The 21,871-nt window shown below is 68.0% G+C and carries 23 protein-coding genes and 1 pseudogene; 17 read left to right on the plus strand and 7 right to left on the minus strand.

Annotated elements, in window-relative coordinates; genetic code table 11:
* Positions 1–58: 58 nt before the first annotated feature.
* Together ACIRB1_RS23260 and ACIRB1_RS23265 are read left to right on the plus strand one after the other, a co-directional pair.
* Complete coding sequence (locus ACIRB1_RS23260) at positions 59–1,708, plus strand: hypothetical protein (RefSeq protein ID WP_403466780.1); 1,650 nt, start codon at positions 59–61, stop codon at positions 1,706–1,708.
* 25 nt (positions 1,709–1,733) lie between these two features.
* Positions 1,734–2,129 carry a hypothetical protein gene (locus ACIRB1_RS23265; RefSeq protein ID WP_384149750.1) on the plus strand — a complete coding sequence of 132 codons (396 nt, stop codon included), beginning with the start codon at positions 1,734–1,736 and terminating at the stop codon, positions 2,127–2,129.
* Positions 2,130–2,145: 16 nt separating this feature from the next.
* Here ACIRB1_RS23265 and ACIRB1_RS23270 read toward each other — a convergent pair whose 3' ends face one another.
* Complete coding sequence (locus ACIRB1_RS23270; RefSeq protein WP_403466781.1) at positions 2,146–2,694, minus strand: flavoprotein; 549 nt, start codon at positions 2,692–2,694, stop codon at positions 2,146–2,148.
* A complete protein-coding gene (locus ACIRB1_RS23275; RefSeq protein ID WP_403466782.1) occupies positions 2,691–3,962 on the minus strand; it encodes a helix-turn-helix domain-containing protein in 1,272 nt (423 codons plus the stop codon). Before ACIRB1_RS23275 ends, ACIRB1_RS23270 begins: the two co-directional genes overlap by 4 nt.
* 174 nt (positions 3,963–4,136) lie before the next feature.
* Here ACIRB1_RS23275 and ACIRB1_RS23280 point away from each other — a divergent pair, with 174 nt between their 5' ends.
* The 8 genes and pseudogenes from ACIRB1_RS23280 to ACIRB1_RS23315 form a co-directional block, all read left to right on the plus strand.
* Positions 4,137–4,568 (plus strand): ATP-binding protein, encoded by a 432-nt coding sequence (locus tag ACIRB1_RS23280; protein WP_403466783.1) that lies wholly within the window; start codon positions 4,137–4,139, stop codon positions 4,566–4,568.
* Between the two features lie 39 nt (positions 4,569–4,607).
* A complete protein-coding gene (locus tag ACIRB1_RS23285; RefSeq protein ID WP_403466847.1) occupies positions 4,608–5,891 on the plus strand; it encodes a UDP-N-acetylglucosamine 1-carboxyvinyltransferase in 1,284 nt (427 codons plus the stop codon).
* The gene (locus ACIRB1_RS23290; RefSeq protein ID WP_403466784.1) at positions 5,888–7,117 is read left to right on the plus strand and encodes a metallophosphoesterase; all 1,230 of its coding nucleotides are present in this window, start codon (positions 5,888–5,890) and stop codon (positions 7,115–7,117) included. The genes ACIRB1_RS23285 and ACIRB1_RS23290 overlap by 4 nt, the downstream gene beginning before the upstream one ends.
* Positions 7,114–7,653 carry a dCTP deaminase gene (dcd, locus tag ACIRB1_RS23295; protein ID WP_398854403.1) on the plus strand — a complete coding sequence of 180 codons (540 nt, stop codon included), beginning with the start codon at positions 7,114–7,116 and terminating at the stop codon, positions 7,651–7,653. Before ACIRB1_RS23290 ends, dcd begins: the two co-directional genes overlap by 4 nt.
* On the plus strand, positions 7,650–8,186 hold the full coding sequence (locus tag ACIRB1_RS23300; protein ID WP_403466786.1) for a dCTP deaminase domain-containing protein: 537 nt from the start codon (positions 7,650–7,652) through the stop codon (positions 8,184–8,186). The genes dcd and ACIRB1_RS23300 overlap by 4 nt, the downstream gene beginning before the upstream one ends.
* Positions 8,183–9,298, plus strand: a complete 1,116-nt coding sequence (locus tag ACIRB1_RS23305) for a glycosyltransferase family 4 protein (RefSeq protein WP_403466787.1) — start codon at positions 8,183–8,185, stop codon at positions 9,296–9,298. The genes ACIRB1_RS23300 and ACIRB1_RS23305 overlap by 4 nt, the downstream gene beginning before the upstream one ends.
* Before the next feature lie 137 nt (positions 9,299–9,435).
* Complete coding sequence (locus ACIRB1_RS23310; RefSeq protein ID WP_403466848.1) at positions 9,436–10,479, plus strand: serine hydrolase domain-containing protein; 1,044 nt, start codon at positions 9,436–9,438, stop codon at positions 10,477–10,479.
* Between the two features lie 152 nt (positions 10,480–10,631).
* A pseudogene (locus ACIRB1_RS23315) lies at positions 10,632–10,760 on the plus strand (DNA mismatch repair protein MutT); the annotation flags it as partial.
* 1,820 nt (positions 10,761–12,580) lie between these two features.
* Here the strand turns inward: ACIRB1_RS23315 and ACIRB1_RS23320 are convergent.
* The 3 genes from ACIRB1_RS23320 to ACIRB1_RS23330 are packed head-to-tail and all read right to left on the minus strand — an operon-like array spanning position 12,581 to position 14,600.
* Positions 12,581–13,957, minus strand: a complete 1,377-nt coding sequence (locus ACIRB1_RS23320; protein ID WP_403466788.1) for a ThiF family adenylyltransferase — start codon at positions 13,955–13,957, stop codon at positions 12,581–12,583.
* Positions 13,939–14,325: a hypothetical protein gene (locus tag ACIRB1_RS23325; protein ID WP_403466789.1), complete on the minus strand. Its 387-nt coding sequence runs from the start codon at positions 14,323–14,325 to the stop codon at positions 13,939–13,941. Before ACIRB1_RS23325 ends, ACIRB1_RS23320 begins: the two co-directional genes overlap by 19 nt.
* Positions 14,322–14,600 carry a multiubiquitin domain-containing protein gene (locus ACIRB1_RS23330; protein WP_403466790.1) on the minus strand — a complete coding sequence of 93 codons (279 nt, stop codon included), beginning with the start codon at positions 14,598–14,600 and terminating at the stop codon, positions 14,322–14,324. Before ACIRB1_RS23330 ends, ACIRB1_RS23325 begins: the two co-directional genes overlap by 4 nt.
* 179 nt (positions 14,601–14,779) lie before the next feature.
* Between ACIRB1_RS23330 and ACIRB1_RS23335 the strand changes: the two genes are divergently transcribed.
* The 5 genes from ACIRB1_RS23335 to ACIRB1_RS23355 all read left to right on the plus strand — a co-directional run bounded on the left by ACIRB1_RS23335 (position 14,780) and on the right by ACIRB1_RS23355 (position 19,473).
* Positions 14,780–15,166: a helix-turn-helix domain-containing protein gene (locus ACIRB1_RS23335; RefSeq protein ID WP_403466791.1), complete on the plus strand. Its 387-nt coding sequence runs from the start codon at positions 14,780–14,782 to the stop codon at positions 15,164–15,166.
* Positions 15,167–15,169: 3 nt separating this feature from the next.
* On the plus strand, positions 15,170–15,751 hold the full coding sequence (locus tag ACIRB1_RS23340; RefSeq protein ID WP_403466792.1) for an ImmA/IrrE family metallo-endopeptidase: 582 nt from the start codon (positions 15,170–15,172) through the stop codon (positions 15,749–15,751).
* Positions 15,752–16,205: 454 nt separating this feature from the next.
* Positions 16,206–17,084: a lysostaphin resistance A-like protein gene (locus ACIRB1_RS23345; protein ID WP_403466793.1), complete on the plus strand. Its 879-nt coding sequence runs from the start codon at positions 16,206–16,208 to the stop codon at positions 17,082–17,084.
* Positions 17,085–17,132: 48 nt separating this feature from the next.
* Positions 17,133–18,473, plus strand: a complete 1,341-nt coding sequence (locus ACIRB1_RS23350; protein WP_403466849.1) for a sensor histidine kinase — start codon at positions 17,133–17,135, stop codon at positions 18,471–18,473.
* Between the two features lie 307 nt (positions 18,474–18,780).
* Positions 18,781–19,473, plus strand: a complete 693-nt coding sequence (locus tag ACIRB1_RS23355; protein WP_403466794.1) for a response regulator — start codon at positions 18,781–18,783, stop codon at positions 19,471–19,473.
* A 166-nt stretch (positions 19,474–19,639) separates the two neighbouring features.
* Here ACIRB1_RS23355 and ACIRB1_RS23360 read toward each other — a convergent pair whose 3' ends face one another.
* A complete protein-coding gene (locus ACIRB1_RS23360) occupies positions 19,640–20,050 on the minus strand; it encodes an arsenate reductase ArsC (protein WP_403466795.1) in 411 nt (136 codons plus the stop codon).
* Positions 20,051–20,220: 170 nt separating this feature from the next.
* Here ACIRB1_RS23360 and ACIRB1_RS23365 point away from each other — a divergent pair, with 170 nt between their 5' ends.
* On the plus strand, positions 20,221–20,529 hold the full coding sequence (locus ACIRB1_RS23365) for a metalloregulator ArsR/SmtB family transcription factor (protein WP_352179677.1): 309 nt from the start codon (positions 20,221–20,223) through the stop codon (positions 20,527–20,529).
* Positions 20,526–21,305: an aquaporin gene (locus tag ACIRB1_RS23370; RefSeq protein ID WP_403466796.1), complete on the plus strand. Its 780-nt coding sequence runs from the start codon at positions 20,526–20,528 to the stop codon at positions 21,303–21,305. The genes ACIRB1_RS23365 and ACIRB1_RS23370 overlap by 4 nt, the downstream gene beginning before the upstream one ends.
* Positions 21,306–21,412: 107 nt before the next feature.
* On the opposite strand, the gene ACIRB1_RS23375 is transcribed toward ACIRB1_RS23370, so the two are convergent.
* Entirely contained in the window at positions 21,413–21,790 is a 378-nt protein-coding gene (locus ACIRB1_RS23375; RefSeq protein WP_403466797.1) for an ArsR/SmtB family transcription factor, read from the minus strand.
* Positions 21,791–21,871: the final 81 nt, after the last annotated feature.

Below are 21,871 nucleotides of genomic sequence, written 5' to 3' on the forward strand. Positions count from 1 at the left end.
CTGCGTCCGCCGTATTCAGGTGTCGCGGTGGGGCATCGGAGACACGGGGGTGGGGGACTTGTCCTACGGGGAGCATCAGTCTGTCTTTTCGGCACCAGCGGTGCCGTTGGGGACTGCGGCTGATGCGCGGGAAGTGATCAAACATGGGGTCTATACCGAGGGAGTCACCCGCCGATTAAGCGCTGCGGCCTTCGCCCGTACGGACTGGCTGGCCGTGTTGCGCGCCGAACTGGCCCGACTCTGGAAGAAGTTGAAAGCAGCCGTAAAGAAGCGGCTGCGGTGGCTCTTTCCTCCCAAGGAGGCGGAGAAGGCCGCCGGTTCCTCCGAGCCGGTACCGCCGTCGGTCGTGGTGGGTGAGGATTACGCGGTCTGGGTTCGGCGGAGGATCAAGAAGTCGAAGCGGCCGGTGCCGGTGTATGGCTTCCACCAGGAACCCGTGGTGGAAGCCTCGGACCGCGCCATACGACATATGCGGAAACGGCGATGGGCCGTCGCTGCGATGGTCGCGGTTGTCGTCTGGCAGGCCATCGCCGGCAGTCTGACGGTGGGATGGGCCGCCCTCACCCTGGTCGTCGGGGTGTGGGGCGTGTACCTGGTCGAGCGCTACCTGGCACAGACGCGCCTCAACGCCCTGTTGGCCGGTGAGCTGCACGCGGCTCCGACAGCCGTTCAGGCACACGCTCTGCCGTATCTCCGCGAGCGCCGCGACAGCGGCGACCGGGACCGCTTTCTCGGAGCGGGTCTTCAGGCATGGCCGCCCGCGGTCATCGGCATCGACGTCGAACCGGCCCCCGAAAACCAGGATGCGGGAGACGACGACACCGGGCTGCCTTCGGGACTAGGTTCGCCGGCACAGCGCCAAGGCCAGCCCGACATGGCCGAGGTGGCAAAAGCCGTTCTGGATGCCCTGTCTCAGCACAACAAGCCAGTGGCCCGCAAGCCGCTGAAGCACTTCACCGTGGCCCAGCTGCACACCCATGTCGCGCGCCGACTGGACGACCCGGCACCCGCCCATCACCGCGATCACCCCATCCCGCGCATGGAGGTCATCGGCATCGCCGGCATCCACTACAAGCGCTGGGATCAGATCGACGACGACGCCTGGCGCACCCTGCACGCCCTCGCCGAAGACAACATTGGCGACAAGCCCGTTGAGGAGATCGCCCGCCGCTATATCTGGGCCCGGGTCACCGCCTGGAACGGCGAACTCATCGCCGCCGTCCTGGTTCACCTCGCTTACCAGGGCGGCTTTCTGCGCGTCACCGTCCGGCCGCACATCATGGCCCCGCTCAACCCGAAGGTCGCCGGTCTCAAGCCCGCCGACCCGCGGAGCCTGAGATGGCTAAGCCGCACCGCGTTCAACGCTCTCGGCGACATCTACATCGGCCTCGACCGGCTCATACGCCGCACAGCCCGCAAACGGCCCGAACTGGACATGGGCAGCGGGCCGGTCAGCCTCCGCGAGGTCTACAGCGTGCGCTGGATCGAGGACATGCACACCAATGACGACGCTCGTTACTACGTGCAGATGATGCAGCGCCGCGTCTTCGACTCCACCGAGATCTTCCTGCGCGACCACAACGTCGACATCGCCGCCTACCAGCAACAGGCCACTGCGATCTACAACTTCGGCGTCATGAACGGCGGCACCATGATCGGCCCCGCACAGGCTGCCCCGTTCTCCCAGAACCCCTCCCAGAAGAACTGACCCGCGTCCTCACCAGGAGCCTCGCATGGCCATTCGCCGCCAGCCCGACCCGGCCCCCAACGGACCCAACTTCGGCATCATCAACACCGGCAACATGACCGGACCCGCCCAAGCCGCTGCGTTCTCGCAGAACGTCAGCCAGACCAACAACATCACCAACGAAGCCGTGGACAAGGCTCGCGAGAGCATCGACGACCTTCGACGGCGCCTGGAAGAACTACGCGGCCAGTACCCCGAGGTGGACGCCGCCCTGCGCGACCTAGCCATGATCACCCCGCGCCTGGACGAACCCGAACGAGACCCCGGCACCCTGCGCTACATGCTCCAGAACCTCGTCGAGCGCTGCGGCGGATTCCCCAACCTCTTGGCCGCAGCCCAACTCGTCCAGTCCACCGTTATGGCACTACTGCCTGGGTCCTGATCACCCCTGGTTGTGGTTACCGGGAGAGCCGGGGCTCCAGCAGATCCAAGGCTTCCTCCCAGCGGAAGCGGTCTGCTCCGCCGCCGGCCTTGGGCCGGTGGGGCTCGTAGCTGCCGATCAGGACGCCCATCCCGCGCAGCCGTTCCAGACTCTGCTGGTATGCGGGGTGGGCGGCCTGGGCCATGTTCAAGTACGGCAGTACGGCTGCGGGGATATCCATGCCGTATGCCTCGCAGAGGATGCCCAGGGCGAGGGTGTCAGAGATGCCGGCAGCCCACTTGTTGACCGTGTTGAAGGTCGCCGGGACAACGGCGATGGCGTCCGCAGGCGGGAGCGGTCGGGCCTCGCCAGGCGTTCGCCAGGCCGAGCGGATCGGGTAGCCGGTCTGGATCTCGACCGCCTCGGCGTCGAGGAAGCCCAGCCCCTGGGGGGTGGCGACGACACCGACGTCCCAGTGCCGTTCCTGCGCTGCGGTGATCAGCTTGCCGACGTCGCCGGCGATGCCGCACGCGCACACGACGACATACAGGAAGGGCTTCTTCTCCGGAGCGGTCGGCTCGGTCACGCAGGGACTCCTAGTTGGCGGCTGAAGTGGTGCAGTTCGGGCAGGGTACGACGGCGGTCGCGGGCGGCCATGTCGGCAACCAGGTCGCGTACGGCGGGGCGGCGAACGTCCTGGGCGGCGCAGGTCTCGGCGATCCGCAGGGCTTGGTAGCCGTCGGAGAGGCGGCCCTGCTGGCTGTAGGCGCGGGCCGTCTCCACCCACAGGGCCGCCCGCCGTTCGGGGACGGGGATGTGCCGGCGCATGAGCGGGCGGGCCGCTTGCAGGGCGAGGCCCGCGTCGCCGAAGGCCACCAGAGCGCTGAGCTCGTGGAGGGCGACGTTGGTGGGGCTGAAGTTGGCCCAGGCGTCGGGACGGTCGAGGGAGACGTACCGGGCCACTTCTTTGGCTTCGGCGAGGAACTCCTCGGTGGCCGCGCGGTCGCCTCCTCCGCTGGCCGCGGTCACGCCCCGCAGCAGCAACAGCCCTACGGCTGCAAGGTACTTCGGGGAGCGGCGGTCGTAGGAGCCGGTGAGGTGGTCGGCCGTATGCCGGACGAGGGTGATGGCCTGGGTGGTGTGCTTCTCGCGGGCCAGGACATGGGTCTGCACGCGGACGCTCGAGGCGAGGACCACCGGGTCGCCGGAGCGTTCGGCCTCAGCCATGGCACGACCGACCGCGAGCCAGGCGCTGCCCTGGTCGTGCTGCTTGAGCAGCAGGCTGGTTGAGGTCTGATATGCCGTGGCCAGGAGTGCGGACAGCACGTCGCTGTCCTGCGTGCCGGTGGAGGCCAGCCGAAGATCGGCGATCAGGCTGGGCAGGATGCGTTCCAGCTCCGTGTAGTCGCAGGTGTAGAAGAGCCTGCGGGCCGCTCCGACCCGTTCGCGGAGAACCGTCGTATCCATGACGGCGCCGGTACTCGCCGGGCTCAAGCCAGGCAGGAGGGCCTGGACCAGGTCGTTGTGAGCGGCGGCCGAGGCAGCCGGGGTTGCGAGCGCGGCGATGCTCGCGGCGAGGAAGGTACGGCGGTGCATGTCTTCTGTCTCGGAATCGGCGGCGGAGGCATCGGGGAAAGCGGCGAGACCCAACTGGTGGGGCGCGATGCCGAGTTCCTGGGCTACGGCACGCAGGACGCGGATGTCCTCCGTGCCGCGTCCGCTCTCCAGACGGCTCACCTTGGACTGGTGGTAGCCGAGCGCGGCGGCAACGTCCTTCTGCGAGCGCCGCTGTAACACCCGTGCCTGACGGATCGCTTCACCGATCCGTCTTGCTTCGCTGTGTGCTTCGGCCATCTGCCACGGCCCCTTCCGCCGTCGCCGATCCTGCCTGCTCAACCGAGCGTAACCGAGCGGCAATTGACCGCGATGCAGCTCCTGCATAAGTGATGCAGCGACGGCACACGGCGTGGTCCAGCTTGCCTCCGAAGCGGTTGCGTGGAGTTGCCACACCGATCCAGGAGGCCGCTCATGGAAGCGCATCAGATCCATTTCCCCGTTCACGGCACACCTGCTGCCGCCAGCTTCGCGCGCCAGCAGCTCGCCATCGGGATACGGGCCTGGGACGCCTCTCTCGATCAGGAACTCCTGGAGACAGCGGAGTTGGTCGCCGCAGAGTTGCTCGCCAACGCGGTACGGCACGCGGGCCACGGCCCTATCTCGGCCGGCGCTCGCCTGAACGACGAACGCCTGCTGATCGAGGTGACCGATGCCAGCTCCAAGGCCCCACAGGTCGGACTGCCGGACGTGGACGAGGAGGGCGGACGCGGCCTATTCATCGTCGCCGCCCTCGCGGACCGCCACGGGATCGACCCGCTGCCGTCCGGCAAGCGGTGCTGGGCCGAGTTCAAGGTCAGCGGCCCGGACCAGCCCTCACGATGCCTTCCCCTGCAAAGGAGTTGACGGTTGACAGCCGTACGGATCCCCCCAGTCGCCGCCGAAGTGGTCGCCATCCGGCCCGGCACTCCCCTTGCCGGTTCCGTAACTGTCGACGGGTCCAAGAACGCAGCCCTGCCACTTCTGGCCGCCGCCGCGGCCATGCACCGCCCAGTGCACCTGGGCAACGTCCCGACAAACACCGACGTCGAAACGATGCTCACCCTGCTCCAACAGTCCGGCTGGCACACGGCTCGCCCCGTCTCCGATCCGCACACCGCGGTCATCCTGCCCAGCGACAGGCCGCAAGCGGGGCCCGACCCCGAGACCGCCGCACGTATCCGAGCCTCGTACTACCTCGTACCAGCGCTGCTCGGTGCATACGGACGGGCCCGACTTCCCTGGCCAGGCGGATGCCGGATCGGGGAACGCGGCATGGAACAACATTTCACGGTCTACGAGTGCTTCGGCGACCGTACGACCGTCGACGACCGGGGCTACCTCGTGGAAGCAGCCGCCGGACTGACCGGAACGGTTTCGATCATGCTGCCCTTCCGCTCCCGAGGCGCGACCATCGCCGCCGTCCTGCGCGCCGTCGTGGCCGGACGGCCACTGCGGCTGGGCGGGCCCAACCTCTCGCCGGAAGTGCTCAGCGTCGTAGAGGCGCTACGGCTGGCCGGATGGCAGTGCCGAGTCAGCGAGTCCCTCCTCTCGCTCGCACCACCAGCGTCTGCCCCTGCGGAGACCATCGCCTGGAAGGTACCCGGCGACAAGATCGAAGCCGGGACGCTGGCCTGTGCGATCGCAGCAACGGGTGGCGACGCACATATCTGCGGCGTTCGTGGCGGCGACATCGTTCCGCTGATCAGAGCCCTGCGGCAGCTCGGTGTGCCAGCCGGCACCGACGACGACGTACTGACCATCCATGCCCAAGGCAACCGGCTCAACAGCCGGCCACTACGAGCCGTCGCCTCCCTCGCCCCTGGCGGCCTGGACGCCGACTTCGAACCGCCCCTGATGGCGTTGGCCCTCACCCGCCCTGGCACCCATCTCTTCTCCGACACCATCAACCCCGGCCGCCACGGCAACCTACTGCCTCAATTCGCTCGTCTTGGCGCCGAGATCCACGACCTGTCGCCCACCAAGTGCCGTCTCACCGGCCCGCAGCAGTTGACCGGGACCGGAGTGGAGGCCACCGACATCCGCACGGGCTCCGCCCTGCTCATCGCCGGCCTCACCGCACGCGGTGTCACCACGTTGGGTGGCCTCGACCAACTCCGGCGCGGACACGCCGACCTGCCCACCAAACTGCACGCCCTCGGCGCCGACATCTGCGAGGTCACCCCATGAGCCGACGGTTACGGAAGATCATCGCTACGACCGACGTCCACTCCGCCTTCGACGCGGCCACGCCGATGCTCACCCACCTCCACACCGCCAGGGCCGAGAGCTTGATCGTGGACTGCGGCGACTTCTTCGAAGGGAGCGGCTACTACCGCTTCGGCAAGGGCCGGATCGAGCGCGAGATCCTCACCAGCCTGTACGACCTGCTCGCGCCCGGGAACCACGGCTGGCCGCACTACTTCGAGCCAGGGCTGCACGAGATGACCGTGTGCGCCAACGCCTCCGACACCAACGGCAAACCCCTCTTCGACCGGGTACGCATCAAGCGGGTCGGCGGCCAACGCGTCGCCATCACCGCGGTGATCGGTCCCCAGGCGTTCAACACGATCCCCACCCGCGATCGCAACGGCCATCACGTCACCAACCCGGCTCACGCCCTGCGCGAGGTGATGCTGGAGAACCACCACCGAGCCGACGCCTGGATCGTGTTGTCCCACTCCGGCTTCGAGGAGGACCTGAAGCTGGCCGCCGCCTGCCCATTCGCGGACGTCATCTTCGCCGGCCATTGCCACAGCGACACCTACGGCCCTGTGCGCATCGGCAACACCTTGGTCGTCAAGGGACGCGAACTCGGCGTCGGCTACGCCACCGCAGAACCGGGCGGCAGCGGCTGGGCCGCCCGCACATGCACCTTTCCCAACGCCACCGCAGTTCCCGAAGACCTCGCCACGGTGCGGGAGAAGATCTCCCTCTTCAGCCGGAAGCTGGCGAGTCCGCTCGGAACCGTGAACGAGCCCTACCGCAATGGGGAGTTGGACCGCAGCCGTCTGCTGCGAGAGATCGCCAGCCGACTCCACTCCGGCCTCGGCGCAGACGCGGTGACCCTCAACGAGACCGCGCTCCGTTCCGTACCGCTCGGCGAAGTGCTCACCCTCGGCGACCTGTTGGCCATCGAGCCCTTCGACAACCAACTCGTCCACGCCGTCCTTCCTGACGAGCACGCCCAGGACCACGACAAGCTGCTCACGCAACTCGCTGAATGCGTGGGCCCGTTGGTCATCGCTCCCACGCCTCTTCCGTCGGCGATGAGCAGCGTGCTGACGACGGGCTACCTCGCCGACAGCCATCTGGGCGGCCGAACACATCAAGCCGGGCTCCGGCTCAGCCAAGCAGTACGCCGCGTCCTGGCCACCACCTTGCCCGGCGGTGCCACCGAGGGAGGCGAGCAGTGATCCTCACCGGCCCTGAGATTACCGCCGCTGCCCGCGACGGTCGCCTGACCATCGACCCCTTCGAGCTGGAGCAGGTCAACCCCAACAGCTACAACGTCCGCCTCGGCCCCACCCTGCTGACCTACGCCGACACCGTGATCGACTCCTACCGCCCCAACCTCACGCGTGAGATGGAAATCGGGACGGACGGACACGTGCTCCAACCCGGCGAGTTGTACCTCGGGCACACCCTCGAACAGGTCGGCTCCAACTCCTTCGTACCGCTGCTGTTCGGCCGCTCCTCGGTCGGCAGGCTCGGCCTCTTCGTCGAAATCACCGCCCCCATCGGCGACATCGGCTTCCACGGCCAGTGGACGCTGATGCTCTCGCCAGTCCGTCCGCTACGGGTGTACGCCGGCATGAAGATCGCGCAGATCATGTTCTTCGTCTCCACCGGTGAAATCGACCCCTACCAAGGCAAGTACCAGGCCGCCACAGGTCCGCAGCCGTCGAGGTACTGGCGGGACGTCGCTCCGGTGAAGGCGGTCGCCTCGTGATCCTGACCCGCCCCGCGATCAGAGCCGCCCTTCAGGCTGGCGAGATCACGATCGAGCCGTACGATCCCGCCCGTCTCTCCCCGAACGCCTACGACTGGCGGCTCGGCGACACTCTTCGCGTCTGCGCCGGTGAACTGGACGCCGCCACCCCCACCGCATTCGTCGAACAGGTCATCCCCGCAACGGGCTTGGTGCTCAAGCCGGAGGTGCTCTACCTGGGTGTCACGCTGGAGAAGACCGGTTCGGAGACGTACGCGCAGATGCTCAACGGCGATCGGACCATCGGCACCCTCGGCATCTGGGTCCATGTCTCCGCCCCGCTCGGCCACCAAGGCCACGCCATTCGCTGGACGTTGGAGATCCGCGTCGCCAAGCCCGTCCGGGTCTATCCGGGGATGACCTTCGGCAAGCTCGTCTTCCTCACCGCCTTCGGCACGCCGACCAGCTACCAGCAGCAGCTTTCCAAGTACGCGGATACGGACGGCATCGACATCTCCCGCCTCTACGAGGAGATCCCCGGAGGAGTCCTGTGAGTCCCCGCCCAGCCGTCGGGCCACTGGCCGCCACCCTGCTGGACCTGCCCGCCGGAAGTCCGGGCGGCAGCGTCGAACTCTTCCTCGACCTCTACACGGGCGAGTGCCCCCTCATCCCCGCACGGGCGTTCATGCTCGGCCCGTCCAACCCGAGGCGTCTTCTCCCCGCTGGGCTCGACCTGCTGCCCGTGGCCGGCAAGTGCCTGGAAGGCCCGGCCTTCGGCAGCTACGTCACAGCCCTACGCAGGGCCCTCACAGCCGCGATCGACCCAAACCAGATCGGCGTCCTGCACCTCCAGCACCTGACATTCGGCGCCACCCCAGCCCTGATCCGAGCCCTGCCTCTGCATCCCCGCATCGCCCTGGTCCACGGCACCGACCTGATCTTCGCCGAGACCCACCGCGATCAACTCCGAGTCCTGCGCGAGACCGCCAGAGCCGCCGACGCCATCGTCGTACCGACAGAGGCAATGGCCGACCGCTTGCTCAAGCTCGCCCCGCAGACCGACCGTCGGAAGATCACCCACATCCCCTGGGGCATCCCCGACCACCTGCTCACCGCTCCGCCGCCCCGACCAACCCACGCCTCCACCAGCCACCTACGACTGCTGTACGCAGGACGGCTGACCGCCGAGAAGGGCGTGGCGGCCCTGATCAAGAGCTTGGCCCCTGTGCCAGGTGTCGAGCTGAGCATCGCCGCGCCCCGGGCCCAATTCCACGCCCTGGCCCCGCTGTTGAAACGGGCCGGCGTGAGGGCCCACTACCTTGGGTGGCTACCCCGTCAACAACTGTGGAAGGCGTTCGCCGAGCACGACGTACTGGTCATGCCGTCCACCACCTTGGAGGCCATGGGCTTGGTCGCGCTGGAGGCCCAAGCCTGTGGACTGCCCGTCCTCTACCAACCCGTACCGGGCCTCAGCGAGGCCCTCGCCGCGACCGGCGTAGCCACCGACTTCACCAACTCGGCCGCCCTCGCCCGCGATCTGGATCGGCTGCGAACCTCTCCCGGCCTGCTCTCCGCGCTGCGGCAGGCGGGCTACGCGAACGCCACCCGTTACCCGCTCTCGACTACCGCGCAAGCCCTCATCGACCTCGGCCACCAACTCTCCTGAGCAGGTTCAGAAACGGGACCGTTCGGCACAGGAGGTAACCGGCCTGCCATGAGGGCAGCTCAGCACGCCGTTCCTCCACTCATCCCACCCGCGTCACTACGCTGACCGACGGGATGCCCACTGCGAACAGGGAGACCATGACGTACCGCACCGACCGCATCGAACAGCTCCTGAGTGAAGGCGTCCGCGACAAGGTCTACCCCGGCGCTGTATGGGCCGTCGGAGACGCCGCCGGAACTCATGTTCACGGCACCACAGGGGTCCTCGACCCCGAGCAACCGGACGTGCCGATGCGGCCCGACACCGTCTTCGACGCTGCCAGCCTCACCAAGATCCTCGCCGTGTGGTCCTCGATCGGCTCCCTCTGGGAAGAAGGCAAGCTCGACCTCGACTCTCCCCTGGGCACCTTCTGGCCCGAGGTCGAAGGCCACGCGCTCGGATCGGTAACCGCCCGCCAGCTGCTGACCCACACGGCCGGCGTCCCCCTACGGGCCCAGCTCAAAAACCTCTACGGCAGCGACCCGCAGGACATCCGCGATGGCGTACTGAGGGAAGCACTGCACCGCCAGCCCGGAGAGGCCGTCGAGTACACCGACCGTGCCGCCCTCATCCTCGGCTACCTCGCCGAACACCTCTCGGGCCAGCGCCTTGACCAACTCGCCACGGAGCGGATCTGGCAGCCGCTCGGTATGAACACCACCCGGTTCGGGCCGCTGTCCTCGGAGATCGCCGCACGGTGTGCGCCGACCGAACTCGACCAGGACACCGGCACTCACCTCAAAGGCGTCGCCCACGACTTCTCTGCACGACTCCTGGGCGGCGTGTGCGGCATCGCCGGTGCCTTCACCGTCCTCGACGATCTCGCCGCTTTCCTGCGGTACATGCTGGGCGGCACCTCTGCATCTGAGCAAGCCGGCTTCGGGTCGACCTGGGCGACTGAGTCGCTGACGATCCAGACCGGTGAACTGGAGCCGGTGCGCGGCCTGTTCTGGCATCCGGCTCCCGGTACCAAGCCGACCCAGGATGTCTGGGTGCACTACGGTTTCACCGGAACCGGCATGTGGATCTCGCCCGACCAGGGGCGCTGGGCCGTACTGCTGACCAACAAGCTCTACTACACCCGCGACCGCCAGCCCCTCACCGAGATTCGCAACACCTTCCGTGAAGTCGCCTTCGGCTGAGACAGAGGACCGAGTCACGCCGCCGGCTCGAAGGCGACTCCAACTGCGGCTGGCTGCACCAAGGTTGAGGTCGCGAGGATGAAGGAATCAGGCACAGTTCTGAGGTGGACCACGCCTCGCAACTGGCTGCGAGCGACGAAGGGACACCAGCCGTGGCTCAACGGACCACCGACGACCAGCCCAAGGCCCTACCGCCCGCCCTCGAATCAATGCCCCTCCTGGTTGTTGCCGTCATCGTCCACGGCAAGGCCGCCAACCGCATCGTCCTCCTCCAGCGCACGGTTTCGGGTAGCTGAGCGTGATCGCCGACAAGGTCCTACTGGTGGAGCCAATGCCGGTGAACCTGCTGTGCGTCGGGCTTCCAAAACGTCACGCAGTTCGTTGTCGCCTGTCGGCACATCCAGTCCTAGCGAGGTGGCGACTTCGCGATAGGAGGCTGCCATGCCGGGGTCTCCTGCGGCGATCAAACTTGACAGGAGAGGCTGGTCTTTCGGCGTTTGCTGGTCCACCAGGATGAGGACCGTGATGCGTTCGGCCGAGGTCATGCTCGGTAGTGCCGATCCGAGTTGGCGCCGCAAAGTGGCCCAGTTGGTGGTGGTCTGTGCGCGGGCGGTCTTCTTCAGTGCCCCGCGAACGGCGCTGGCGGCGGAGCGCAGGCTGTCCGGAACCGATGTGCTGCGATCGTGGGGTGTGCTGGTGGCCTCCGGCTGGGTTGGGCGGTCGATCCAAGCTCGTGCCTTACGGCGTTCACTTGGTGACAGCCAGTCGCCTGCGGCGTCCAACGCTGTCGCGAGATCCCAGCCCATCTGCTGCATTTCTGCATCGGTGAGAGGCTCAGGTTGAGCCAGACGCTGCAGGACGTTCCTGACTTCACGGACTGCCGCCCGACGGGCCTGCCTCTCTTGGCGCGGTCCCTTCGCCACCGGGGCGACACTGCGCTCTGCGACTGGCGTGGGGGCGGAGACCAGCGGGAGGCGTTTCGGTTTACGGGGCCCGGACCGCTTGACTGCGGCCGGAGCCTGAGCACCCACGCCGCGGCGAAGGAGCAATAGCGTGTCCGAGGCTTGCCGGATGAGCTCGGTCTCCTCCGCAGTGGCTCCTTGCCGAGTGGCTTCCTCTAGCCGATTTAGGCAGCGCTGCAGAGGCGTCAGGCTGGAGTGGTCGGCAAGGGCCTGACGCAGGTCTTCGGCCAACACGGAGCGGCCTACAGGATGATCTGACGGTGTTGCAACTGGCCGGAGTGGGGCCGCGGGGGCGGCCGTGTGACTACCTTGGCGCACACCGATTGGCACTGTGTGGCTTCGCTGGCGGCGGACCTCTTCGACGGCCGGGGTGGACAGCCCGTCAGAGAGGAGCTGCACGTTGTCCGGTGTGAAGTCGTACCAGTCGTAACGGCCGCCGCTGCGCTGGGTGCCGATCTGTACTTTGCGATGCGACCCTTCGGGTACACAGCGGACTCGATTGATGTAGCCCAGCTCGTGCAGAAGACGGGGGCCAGGGTCGACGTCCGGCCCCAGGATCGTCGCGGAGCCGATCTCGCTGGGATCAGGCAGCGCGCTGTTGTCCAGGATGAAGCGCATGGGCTGGTGTCCCTTGGGCTCCGCGGTGACCTGGGCGCCCAGCCAGCTCTCTCCGGAGGGATCTCGCGGGATGTGGGCTTCCCCGGTGAGGCCCTGTCCTGCCATCCAGTCCTTGATCGCGGCTTTGATGTAGAGATGGTCGGCGCTGCCGGATCCAGAACTCTTCGAGCTCGTCCTGCGGCAAGGTGAGTCGGGTGCATTCGGATTCGGGACGTGTGCGAAGTGGCAGACCTTCTCCGTGCAGAGCCTGGTCGTAAGTCGGCCTCCGCAGCCGCGCAGCCAAAGTCCGCACCAGAAAGTGCGCTCCGGGTGGGCTTGGAGAAACAGTGTCAGGCCCACCGGATCCATGGGAAGTTCCACAGGTTCCTCGGAATCGGCATGGTCGAGCACCGCTGTTTGTACGCGCCGTGAATCCCTGGCCATGTTGCCTCCCGGTCCTCCCGTACTTGTCCCACAACTGAGGGTACAAAGGGCCACTGACAGTCGACCTTGCTCCAGCCAGCCGCTGGCTTCGGCCGACATCAGAAGATGGACCCGCGATCACTACCGCGGCCGAGACGTCCGCTTCGGGTGCACCAGCGGCAGTCGGTGTCCTGACGCGGGTCTTGCAGGTCGCGCTGACGGGTGCGAGGTCGGTGGATTACAGACGCGTGGTCGCCTTCCTCGTGGTGCAGACCGGAGGTGGCGAGGACGAAATAGTTCAGGGCCTCTGAAGCGGCTAGGGAGTTGAGCGTGATCACGCTTGGTACCGGGACGTCTGCGATGTACTGGGCCGCCTTCCGCTCCGCTTCAGGGTGCATGTCGATGGCCAGCCGAGTCGGATCGATGAGGCGGTTGCACCACAGACAGCCGTTTCCGGGAATCATGATCCGCGTGGCCGTGTGAATCTGGCCGACTTCTCCTTCCGACGTCACTGGGATTTTGACTCCGACCTGGATACCGGGGATCAGGTACTGCTGGACCGCAGCGTTGACCCAGTGGCGCGCGGAGTCGCTGTCGGCGGCCAGGAAGATCCAGTCGCAACGCACGATCTCCTTGAGCGCTTCCGGATGTTCTACGCGCCGCACTACGGGCGTCAGGTGGATGTCGGGATTCGCGCGGTATGCATTGCGAACCGCCGGTTCGGTCTTGGGTCGGCCAACGTCGCTCGGTTCTGCGGCAATCAGGCGAGGCAAGTTGGTGGAGTCGACGGTCTCGTCATCGATGAGGACAAGTTCGCCGACGCCGAGGCGGGCGAGCTGCTCAACGAGGATGCTGCCGACGCCGCCGAGACCGACGACCGCGATACGTAGTCGACGCAGGGTTTCCTGACCGAGGTCGCCAAGGAGTCGAGCCTGGCGGTCGTGCTGAGAGTCGATTAGGTGGGCCAGAGCAGGATTGGATCGGAGGCGCAACATGTTGCCGGCGGGCACGACGGCCTCTGCCAGCGGTACCCGGTCCCCCTCGGATAGCCAGAGGTCGCCGGCGGCAGCATGGGGGGTCAGTACGAGGCCGCCGACTATCTGGCCACTGATCTGTTGCAGAGCCGGATAGCCGCGCTCGTGACTGGCGAGATCGATGCGGGAGAATCCGACCCGGTTCAGCCCAGGGTGCGCATGGACGGCCAGGTAGGCCAGCTTCTCGTCGCGGGCGCGAACGATCGCATCGCGGACGAAGGCAGGAGCGAGAGCTCGGTGGCCATATTCGCCTGGGACATAGTCCGTGCCCTCGGCCGCAATGATCAGGTCTCGGGCCAGTAGGCGCGGTCCTCGCGGACCGTCGGCGCGGCCAGCGAGTAGTACAGCTCCGTGCTCGCCGCCGTCATCCTGGAATAGGTGCTGGGACAGGTCCGCCCAAAGCCTCGGCGGGATGGTCAGGCTCAGCCCTGCGGCCGGTGGGTTCACTGGTCGGCGAGCCATCGGCGGACCCTCTCAGCCTTCAGTGCTGCGCTGTCGACGGCCGGGTCGCGGTGTGGGGAGCGGCGTGAGATTTGCATGGCCTGGCGGTCGCGCCAAGGCACAGCTTGGATGGCGGGTCCATGGGGCTGTCCGTCGTTGCGCACGACCGGCCCGGTGTAGTGAGGGTAGACGTCAGCGTCCGGATAGGCCGCGTTGATCTGGAAGCCGAGCCATGTGACTGAGGGGCTGTAGGAAGCACCGATCGGAACCTGCTCGATGGTGACAAACGCCCCACCGGTGCCGTCCGGGACCACTTCGACCGGATGGCCAGCGAAGTGGAGCCGAACGGCCTCGATGGCTTCGGCGATCGCCGTAGCGATGCTGATCACGAGTTGTCGTCGGGGGGGACGGCAAGGAAATCCTGGCGTGGGTGGACCCGGATGGGCTCAGCGTCGTCGACGACCTCGTAACGTCCGTGGCTCCGCTTGACCGACAGCTGGAAACCAGCGTCGATCGGCAGACCCTGGGCGATCGCCGCCTGCTTGATCTCCAGGCCGGTGACCTCGCGGTCGGGAAGTACCACGGGCTGGTTGTTCACAGTGACCGTGACCGCGGCGTGCCGATGCGTATCCGGCTCTGCCGTCAGTCCGATGGGGGTCTCCATGGTCCACCTTCTTTCTGATCTTGCTTGCATCGGCCTGCGGTGCAGACTGACGCGACTGTGTCGAGATCTTCGCACCGTTTGAGATGTCGAACATCTGAGGCTCAAGGTACCACGGAGATGTTTGAGATGTCGAACACTGATAGAAAGGGGGAATACTGGACTGGCTGAGGAGGAGGGCGATGGCCCGGACCCGTGTGAACGTGGCCGCCTTGTACGCGGCCCTCGACGCCGCGAGGACCACGAAGAAACTTTCGTGGCGGCAGCTGGCGGCGGAGGTGGGAGTGAGCCCGTCGACGATGACGCGTCTGGCCAATGGCAACCGGCCGGACGTGGATGCTTTCGCGGCACTCGTGCGATGGCTCGGAGCCCCGGCTGAAAGCTTCATGATCGATGCCGAGGGGGAAAGTGAAGGAAGCCAGGCCGGGGAGCCCGAACTGCTGGTGCAGCTGGCCCCGCTCCTGCGAGCCCGCAGTGACCTCGGGGAGGAAGACGTGAAGTATTTGGAAGAGGTGATCGGCGCCGCTGTGCGTCGGTTCGCCTCCGAGCGGGACTCTCGCGTGAGGTGAGGCGTGGGACAGCGATGGACGAAGAAGGCGCTGGAAGATCTCGCTCTGGAAGAACGTGCCCGTATAGGGGCGACTCCTCATGTGCCCCTAGACCTGGTGAGTCTCACTGACGAGTACGGCATTCCGGTCTACGCGATCAGCGACCTGGCTGAACATGGATGCTCCTCCGAGGCGTTGGGGCACTTCGCCAACGAGGGATCTCGTAAGTGGTCAGCAGCCCTCGTTCGAGTCGGCACTGGATACTTCATTGTCGAAAACTGCTCCCACACCTCTCAGCGCCGCCGCTCGAACGTGGCGCACGAGATGGCGCACGTTCTCTTGGAGCATGAATTCGGCAAAGCCCTGTTCACCGACGGCGGTTGCCGCAACTTGGACCCGGCCATGAAGAAGCAAGAGGATCAGGCGCTCGCGCTCTCGGCGGAACTCCTGGTTCCTAAGACGGCGGCGATCAAGGCCGCGATCGCCAACTGGTCGGACGACGATGTTGCCCGACACTTCGATGTAAGCATCGAATTCGCCCGCATGCGCATGAACCCCTCCGGCGCCCGGACCATCGCCCAGCGCTTCCTGGCCAAGCAGCGGTAGGTGCGCGAATGTCCTGCTCAGCGTCCTGTCCGTGCGTGAGCGATGCGTGAGCGGACGATGCGGCAGACACCGTCACGGTGCGGACTGAGTGCAAGGCGATACCTGTCCTGACTAGGTGGTTCCGGACACCGAAGAACCGTCCGGAACCACTCAGCAAGCTTTGGCCAGGACTTTTAATCCATTGGTTGTGGGTTCGAGTCCCACAGGGCCTACCGAATCGCCCCCAGCTCAGAGGTACTTCGAGCTGGGGGCGTGTCCGTTTTGGTGAGACCTGGCGATCGTCAGCCGGCCGCTGCCGGCCCGAGAGGCCGCCCGGCCCGGCGGCCGTCGGCGCATCCCCCGTGAGAGCTACCCCCACCGTCCCTGCGCGGGTGATTCGTGGAATCCCGTGGATTTCTAGCGTGGTCGTCAGGTCGGTCGCCGTCGGAGTGGCCGTTGCCGCAGGGAGGTCACGATGAGTTCGCCGTCCGCCGCACATGACGACGCAGGAACCCGCCCGGACGAGGACGGGGGTGGCCGGGGTGGTCGTCTCGGCCGGGTCGTCCGTGCTCCGCTCGGCTGGATGCTGACGGGGCTGGTGGGTGTCGGCCTGGTCTCGGCGTTGACCGCGACCGGCCCCGGTCCGGTGCCGGCGTTGGGCGCGGTCGCGGCGGTCGCCGTGTACTGGGTGGTGATGCGCCGGGTCGCGGGACGCTCCACCCCGGAGATCGCCCGTCAGGGTGCCGGACGGGAGGCGCTGTACGGGGGTGCGGTCGGCCTGGGGTTCGTCCTGGTCTCGGCCCTCCTGATCACGGTGTTCGGGGGCTACTCCTTCTCCTGGGCGGGCAACGGCTTCTTCTCCGTCGTCTGGTCCGCGGCGATGGTGCAGGCCGGTGCCGCGGTCACCGAGGAGCTGATGTTCCGCGGTCTCGCCCTCCAGGCTCTGGAACAGCGCTGGGGCAGCCGGGCCGCCATCGTGATCACCGGGCTGTTCTTCGGCGTCGCCCACCTCGCCGCCCCGGGAGCCGGCGCGTGGAGCGCGCTCGCCATCGCCCTGGAGGCCGGTGTGATGCTCGGTGCCGCGTTCCTGTGGCGGCGTAGCATCTGGTTCGTCGCGGGCCTGCACTTCGCCTGGAACGTCGCCGAGCAGCTGCTCGGCATCCCGGTCTCCGGACACACTCCCAAGGGCCTGTTCACGGTCGACATCCACGGCTCCGCCCTGCTCAGCGGCGGCACCTTCGGTCTGGAGGCATCGATCGTGCCCGTCCTCCTCGGTGTGCTGCTCACCGTCCGGATGTTCGTCCTCGCCGGCCGGAGCGGCGGTCTGCGGCCCCGGCGTCTCGTCCGGCGCTGAGGCAGACCACCGCACGGGACACCAGCTGATCGGAGGAAGAGGCAAGTGATGTTCCGTCAGGGCCTTTCGCGGACACCGTGGTTGCGGGTACCGCTCGAACAGTGGAAGGAGCAGGACGCCTTCCTCAAGGACGGTGTCCTCGCCCTTGTGCTCACCTTGCTGGCCTTCGTGCCGACCCTCTCGGCCATCGGGGCGCAGATCGGCGATCTGCCCGAGCGGCCGGCGAACGCACTGGGTTTCGGGCTGGTCCTGGCCCAGACCCTGCCGCTGGCGGCGCGCCGTCGCTGGTCCGCGGGCTGTCTGGTTGCCGTGGCCGCCGCGTTCGCCGCCCACCAGGCGCTGGGTTTCGCGACGACGTTCGGCAGCTTGGGGCTGTATCTGGCGCTGTATTCGGCCGGAGCCCACCAGGTCCGCTTCCGTCCGGGTCTGGCGGGCGGGGCGAGTGCGGGGTACGTGGTGCTGGCCGTCGTACTGCACCGGCTCGGCTCCCCGCAGGACGCGATGGCCTACGTCGCCTTCTACCTGGTGCTGGCCGCGGTCCGGCTGGTCGGGAGCGGTGTGCGCAAGCGGCGCGCCGAAGAGGCGGAACGGCGGCGGCTGGCCGCCGAGTTGGCCACGGCCGCCGAACGGGCACGGATCGCCCGTGAGCTGCACGACGTGGTCACCCACCATGTGACGGCCATGGTGGTGCAGGCGGACGCGGCACAGTTCCTGATCACGTCCGCACCGGAACGGGCCACTACGGGAATGGCCTCCGTCAGCGACACCGGCCGCCGGGCCCTGACGGAACTGCGGTATCTGCTCGGGGTGTTGGAGGCGACCGGCGAGTCCGTGTCCGACGGGTACGCGACCGGTGAATCCGTGTCCGCCGGGTCCGCGACCAGTGAGTCCGCGTTCGCCGGGTCCGCGACCGACCGGCCCGGCCGGGAGGGCTCCTCGCCCGGGAGCCGGGGACCCGCTCTCGGCCGGGTGGGAGACCTCGTCGAGCAGGCCCGCAGGTCGGGTCAGCCGGTGGAGTTCAGCGAGCGGGGCGAGCGGCGGCCCCGGAGCGTGGACGTGGAGCTGGCCGCGTACCGGGTGGTGCAGGAGGCGCTCACCAACGCGATGAAGTACGCGACCGGGCAGCCGACACGGGTCCTGCTCCGGCACGGGGACGAGCACATCGAGATCGGGGTGACCACCGACGGCCCCGCCTCCGCCCCCGCGCCGGCGGCCGTGCCCGCCACCCGCGAGCCGGGCCCCAAGGGGGGACGAGGCCTGGCCGGGCTGCGTGTCCGAGTGCGGATGCTCGATGGCGAACTGGAGGCCGGACCCCGGCCCGAGGGCGGGTTCGAGGTCCGTGCCACGATTCCGTCCCAGCTCCGGTCCCCGTATCAGCCCGAGCCCTAGCCCCAGTCCGAGCCCCAGCATCAGCCCGAGCCCGAGCCCGAGCCCGAGCCCGAGCCCGAGCCCGAGTCCCAGTCCCAGTCCCAGCCCGAGCATCAGCCTCAGTCCGAGTCCGAGCCCGAGCCCGAGCCCGAGTCCCAGTCCCAGTCCCAGCCCGAGCATCAGCCTCAGTCCGAGTCCGAGTCCGAGCCCGAGTCCGAGCCCCAGCCCAAGTCCGAGCACCAGTCCCAGTCCCAGCCCGAGCCCCAGCCCAAGTCGGAGCACCAGCCCCAGTCCGAACCCCATCCCTAGCCCGTTCAGGAGTGATTACGTGAGGGACGCGCCGCCACCGATCCGTGTGCTCGTCTGTGACGACCAGGAACTGGTGCGGACCGGCTACGTCACCATCTTCTCGGCCCAGCCCGACATGGAGGTCGTCGGCGAGGCGGAGAACGGGCACGCGGCGGTGGAGGCCGCGCGGCGGCTGCGCCCCGACGTGGTCGTGATGGACATCCGGATGCCCCTTCTCGACGGCATCGAGGCGACCCGGCAACTGGCGGGCCCCGACGCCGGGCAACCACCGAAGGTGCTGGTCGTCACCACGTTCAACGTCGACGCCCATGTCTACGACGCGTTGCGCGCCGGAGCCAGCGGGTTCCTCCTCAAGGACGCGCCGCCCGCGGAGCTGGTGAACGGCATCAGGACCGTCGCCCGGGGCGAGGCCCTGCTGGCGCCCGCCGTCACCCGTCACCTCATCGGCCACTACGCCGAGCATCTGCGCCCGGCCGAGTTCTCCCGGCCGGCCAGAGAGGACGTCGTACGCGCGTTGACGCCCCGCGAGTTGGAGGTGCTCCGGCAGATGGCCGAGGGGCTGTCGAACGCGGAGATAGCGGCGGAGCTGTACATCACCCCCGAGACGGTCAAGACCTATGTCTCGCGGATCCTGGCCAAGCTCGCCCTGCGCGACCGGGTCCAGGCCGTCGTCCTCGCCTACCGGGTCGGACTGGCGTCCGGCACACCGTGAACCGGCGGGAGCGGACCGATCGGGATTGGACCGATCGGGATTGGACCTCGCCGCCTGAGGAACCTGTCCTGACCGACCACAGCTGGTTCCGGGCGCGCGTCCGGATGCCCGATGAAGGGCGCGGGAGATGGCGGGAGATGTCGGAGGGGTCCGGTGCCTGGCGGCCTCAGCGGACGCCCGGCGCGATCTCCTCGATCAGTTCCTCGACCAGCACCTTGATCTCGTCGCGGATCGGGCGGACGGCCTCGACGCCCTGGCCCGCCGGGTCCTCCAGCATCCAGTCCAGGTACCGCTTGCCGGGGAAGACCGGGCAGGTGTCGCCACAGCCCATGGTGACGCAGACGTCCGACTCCTTCACCGCGTCCACGGTGAGCATCTTCGGGACCTCGGCGGAGATGTCGATGCCCACCTCGGCCATGGCCTCGACGGCGGCCGGGTTGACGCCCGCGCCCGGGGCGGAGCCGGCGGAGCGGACCTCGACACGGTCTCCGGCCAGGTGGGTCAGCCACGCGGCGGCCATCTGGGAACGGCCGGCGTTGTGGACGCAGACGAACAGCACGGAGGGCTTGTCGGACATCAGAGGTCTCTCTTGTCTCGCGACGGCATCAGGCACGAATGACATCAGGCACGTACAACAGCGGGCACGAACAACAGCGGGCACGAGCAACATCAGGCCCAACGACATCAGACACGAACGGCATCAGCGTGTGGTGATGTCAGCTCCCGCTGATGTGAAAGTATCAGCGCATGCTGACGTCAGTCGACACTGACCTGATCCGGGTGCTGGCCGACCCGCTCAGGCTCCGGATCGTGACCCTGCTCGCCCGAGAGACGCTGTGCACCACCCACCTCGTGGAAGAGACCGGTGCCAAGCAGACCAACCTCTCCAACCACATGAAGGTGCTGCGCGAGGCCGGGGTCGTAGAGACCGAGCCGTGCGGCCGGTACACCTACTACCGGCTCAGGCCCGACGTCCTCGCCGCACTCGCCGGGCAGTTCGCCGAGCTGGCCGCGTCCGCGCGCACCGCCGCCGGGAACAAGAGGGCCTGTCCATGACCGCCGCCGAAGCCGTTCCGCCCGCGCGGACCGCGACAGCCGCTTCGGCACCCGCCTCCGTCGGGTCCGCGCCGGGTGCCGCTCCGCCGCGCAGTCCCCTGGTCGCCCGGGCCGCCGCCGAACTCCTGGGTACGGCGCTGCTGGTGGCCGTCGTGGTCGGCTCGGGCATCCAGGCCACCGAACTCACCAGGGATGTCGGCCTGCAACTGCTGGCCAACTCGATGGCCACCGTCTTCGGTCTCGGCATCCTGATCCTCCTGTTCGGCCCGGTCTCCGGCGCCCACTTCAACCCGGTCGTCACCCTGGCCGAGTGGTGGACCGCCCGGCGCGGTGGCGCCGGGGGCACCCTGCGCGAGGTGGTCGTCTATCTGTCCGCGCAGATCGTCGGCGCCGTCGCGGGCGCGATCCTGGCGGACGCGATGTTCGCCGAGCCGCTGGTGAAGTGGTCCACACACGACCGTTCGTCCGGGCACCTGTTGCTGGGTGAGGTGGTCGCGACGGCCGGTCTGATCCTGCTGATCTTCGGCCTGGCCCGCACCGACCACACGCGGTACGCCCCCGTGGCCGTCGCCTCCTACATCGGCGCCGCGTACTGGTTCACGTCCTCGACGTCCTTCGCCAACCCCGCGGTGACCATCGGCCGCGCCTTCACCGACACCTTCGCGGGCATCGCGCCGGGCTCGGTCTTGGGGTTCATCGGCATGCAACTCATCGGCGCCATAGTTGGGTTGGGGCTCGTGGCCCTCGTCTTCATGCCCGGCCGCGCGGCCGAATGACGTGCACGACCCGCGTCATCCGGTTCCGGTCGGCGCGCTCGGGAGGATGGTCCCGCTGGACGCGGTGGCCGAGCAGGGCGTGATGCCACCCGGTTGCCGATCACCGCTCAGGCCGCGGTCGGAGCGACGACCAGCAGCCTGCCCATCGCCGCCAGCACGGAGGGCTCGACGCGGTAGTAGACCCAGGTGCCGCGCCGCTCGGAGGTGAGCAGGCCGGCCTCCTTGAGCTTCTTCAGGTGATGGGAAACGGTCGGCTGCGAGACGCCGACGTCGGAGATGTCGCACACGCACGCCTCGCCGCCCTCGTGCGAGGCGACCAGGGAGAACAGGCGCAGCCGGACCGGATCGCCGAGCGCCTTGAACATCCGCGCGGCCGTTTCGGCCTCCTCCGCGGTGAACGGGCGCTCGGTGAGCGGCGGGCAGCACGGCGCCGCGGCCTCGCCGGGGGCGGGGTCCAACAGCGGCAGCGCCTGAGTGTTCGACATACGTCTATGTTGACATACGTCGAACCAGTCGCCGGGGGGCATGACCGGCTCCCTCCCGCGAGGGGCTTCGAGCGAGCGCGC

The organism is Streptomyces sp. NPDC096013 (genome assembly GCF_044763565.1).
Taxonomy (GTDB): domain Bacteria; phylum Actinomycetota; class Actinomycetes; order Streptomycetales; family Streptomycetaceae; genus Streptomyces.

Coding starts and splice junctions, on each gene's coding strand:
- ACIRB1_RS23265 (WP_384149750.1), top strand. CDS start 1,734: ATGGCCATTCGCCGCCAGCCCGACCCGGCCCCCAACGGACCCAACTTC.
- ACIRB1_RS23275 (WP_403466782.1), bottom strand. CDS start 3,962: ATGGCCGAAGCACACAGCGAAGCAAGACGGATCGGTGAAGCGATCCGT.
- ACIRB1_RS23280 (WP_403466783.1), top strand. CDS start 4,137: ATGGAAGCGCATCAGATCCATTTCCCCGTTCACGGCACACCTGCTGCC.
- ACIRB1_RS23290 (WP_403466784.1), top strand. CDS start 5,888: ATGAGCCGACGGTTACGGAAGATCATCGCTACGACCGACGTCCACTCC.
- ACIRB1_RS23310 (WP_403466848.1), top strand. CDS start 9,436: ATGACGTACCGCACCGACCGCATCGAACAGCTCCTGAGTGAAGGCGTC.
- ACIRB1_RS23320 (WP_403466788.1), bottom strand. CDS start 13,957: ATGGCTCGCCGACCAGTGAACCCACCGGCCGCAGGGCTGAGCCTGACC.
- ACIRB1_RS23330 (WP_403466790.1), bottom strand. CDS start 14,600: ATGGAGACCCCCATCGGACTGACGGCAGAGCCGGATACGCATCGGCAC.
- ACIRB1_RS23335 (WP_403466791.1), top strand. CDS start 14,780: ATGGCCCGGACCCGTGTGAACGTGGCCGCCTTGTACGCGGCCCTCGAC.
- ACIRB1_RS23345 (WP_403466793.1), top strand. CDS start 16,206: ATGAGTTCGCCGTCCGCCGCACATGACGACGCAGGAACCCGCCCGGAC.
- ACIRB1_RS23350 (WP_403466849.1), top strand. CDS start 17,133: ATGTTCCGTCAGGGCCTTTCGCGGACACCGTGGTTGCGGGTACCGCTC.
- ACIRB1_RS23360 (WP_403466795.1), bottom strand. CDS start 20,050: ATGTCCGACAAGCCCTCCGTGCTGTTCGTCTGCGTCCACAACGCCGGC.
- ACIRB1_RS23365 (WP_352179677.1), top strand. CDS start 20,221: ATGCTGACGTCAGTCGACACTGACCTGATCCGGGTGCTGGCCGACCCG.
- ACIRB1_RS23370 (WP_403466796.1), top strand. CDS start 20,526: ATGACCGCCGCCGAAGCCGTTCCGCCCGCGCGGACCGCGACAGCCGCT.
- ACIRB1_RS23375 (WP_403466797.1), bottom strand. CDS start 21,790: ATGTCGAACACTCAGGCGCTGCCGCTGTTGGACCCCGCCCCCGGCGAG.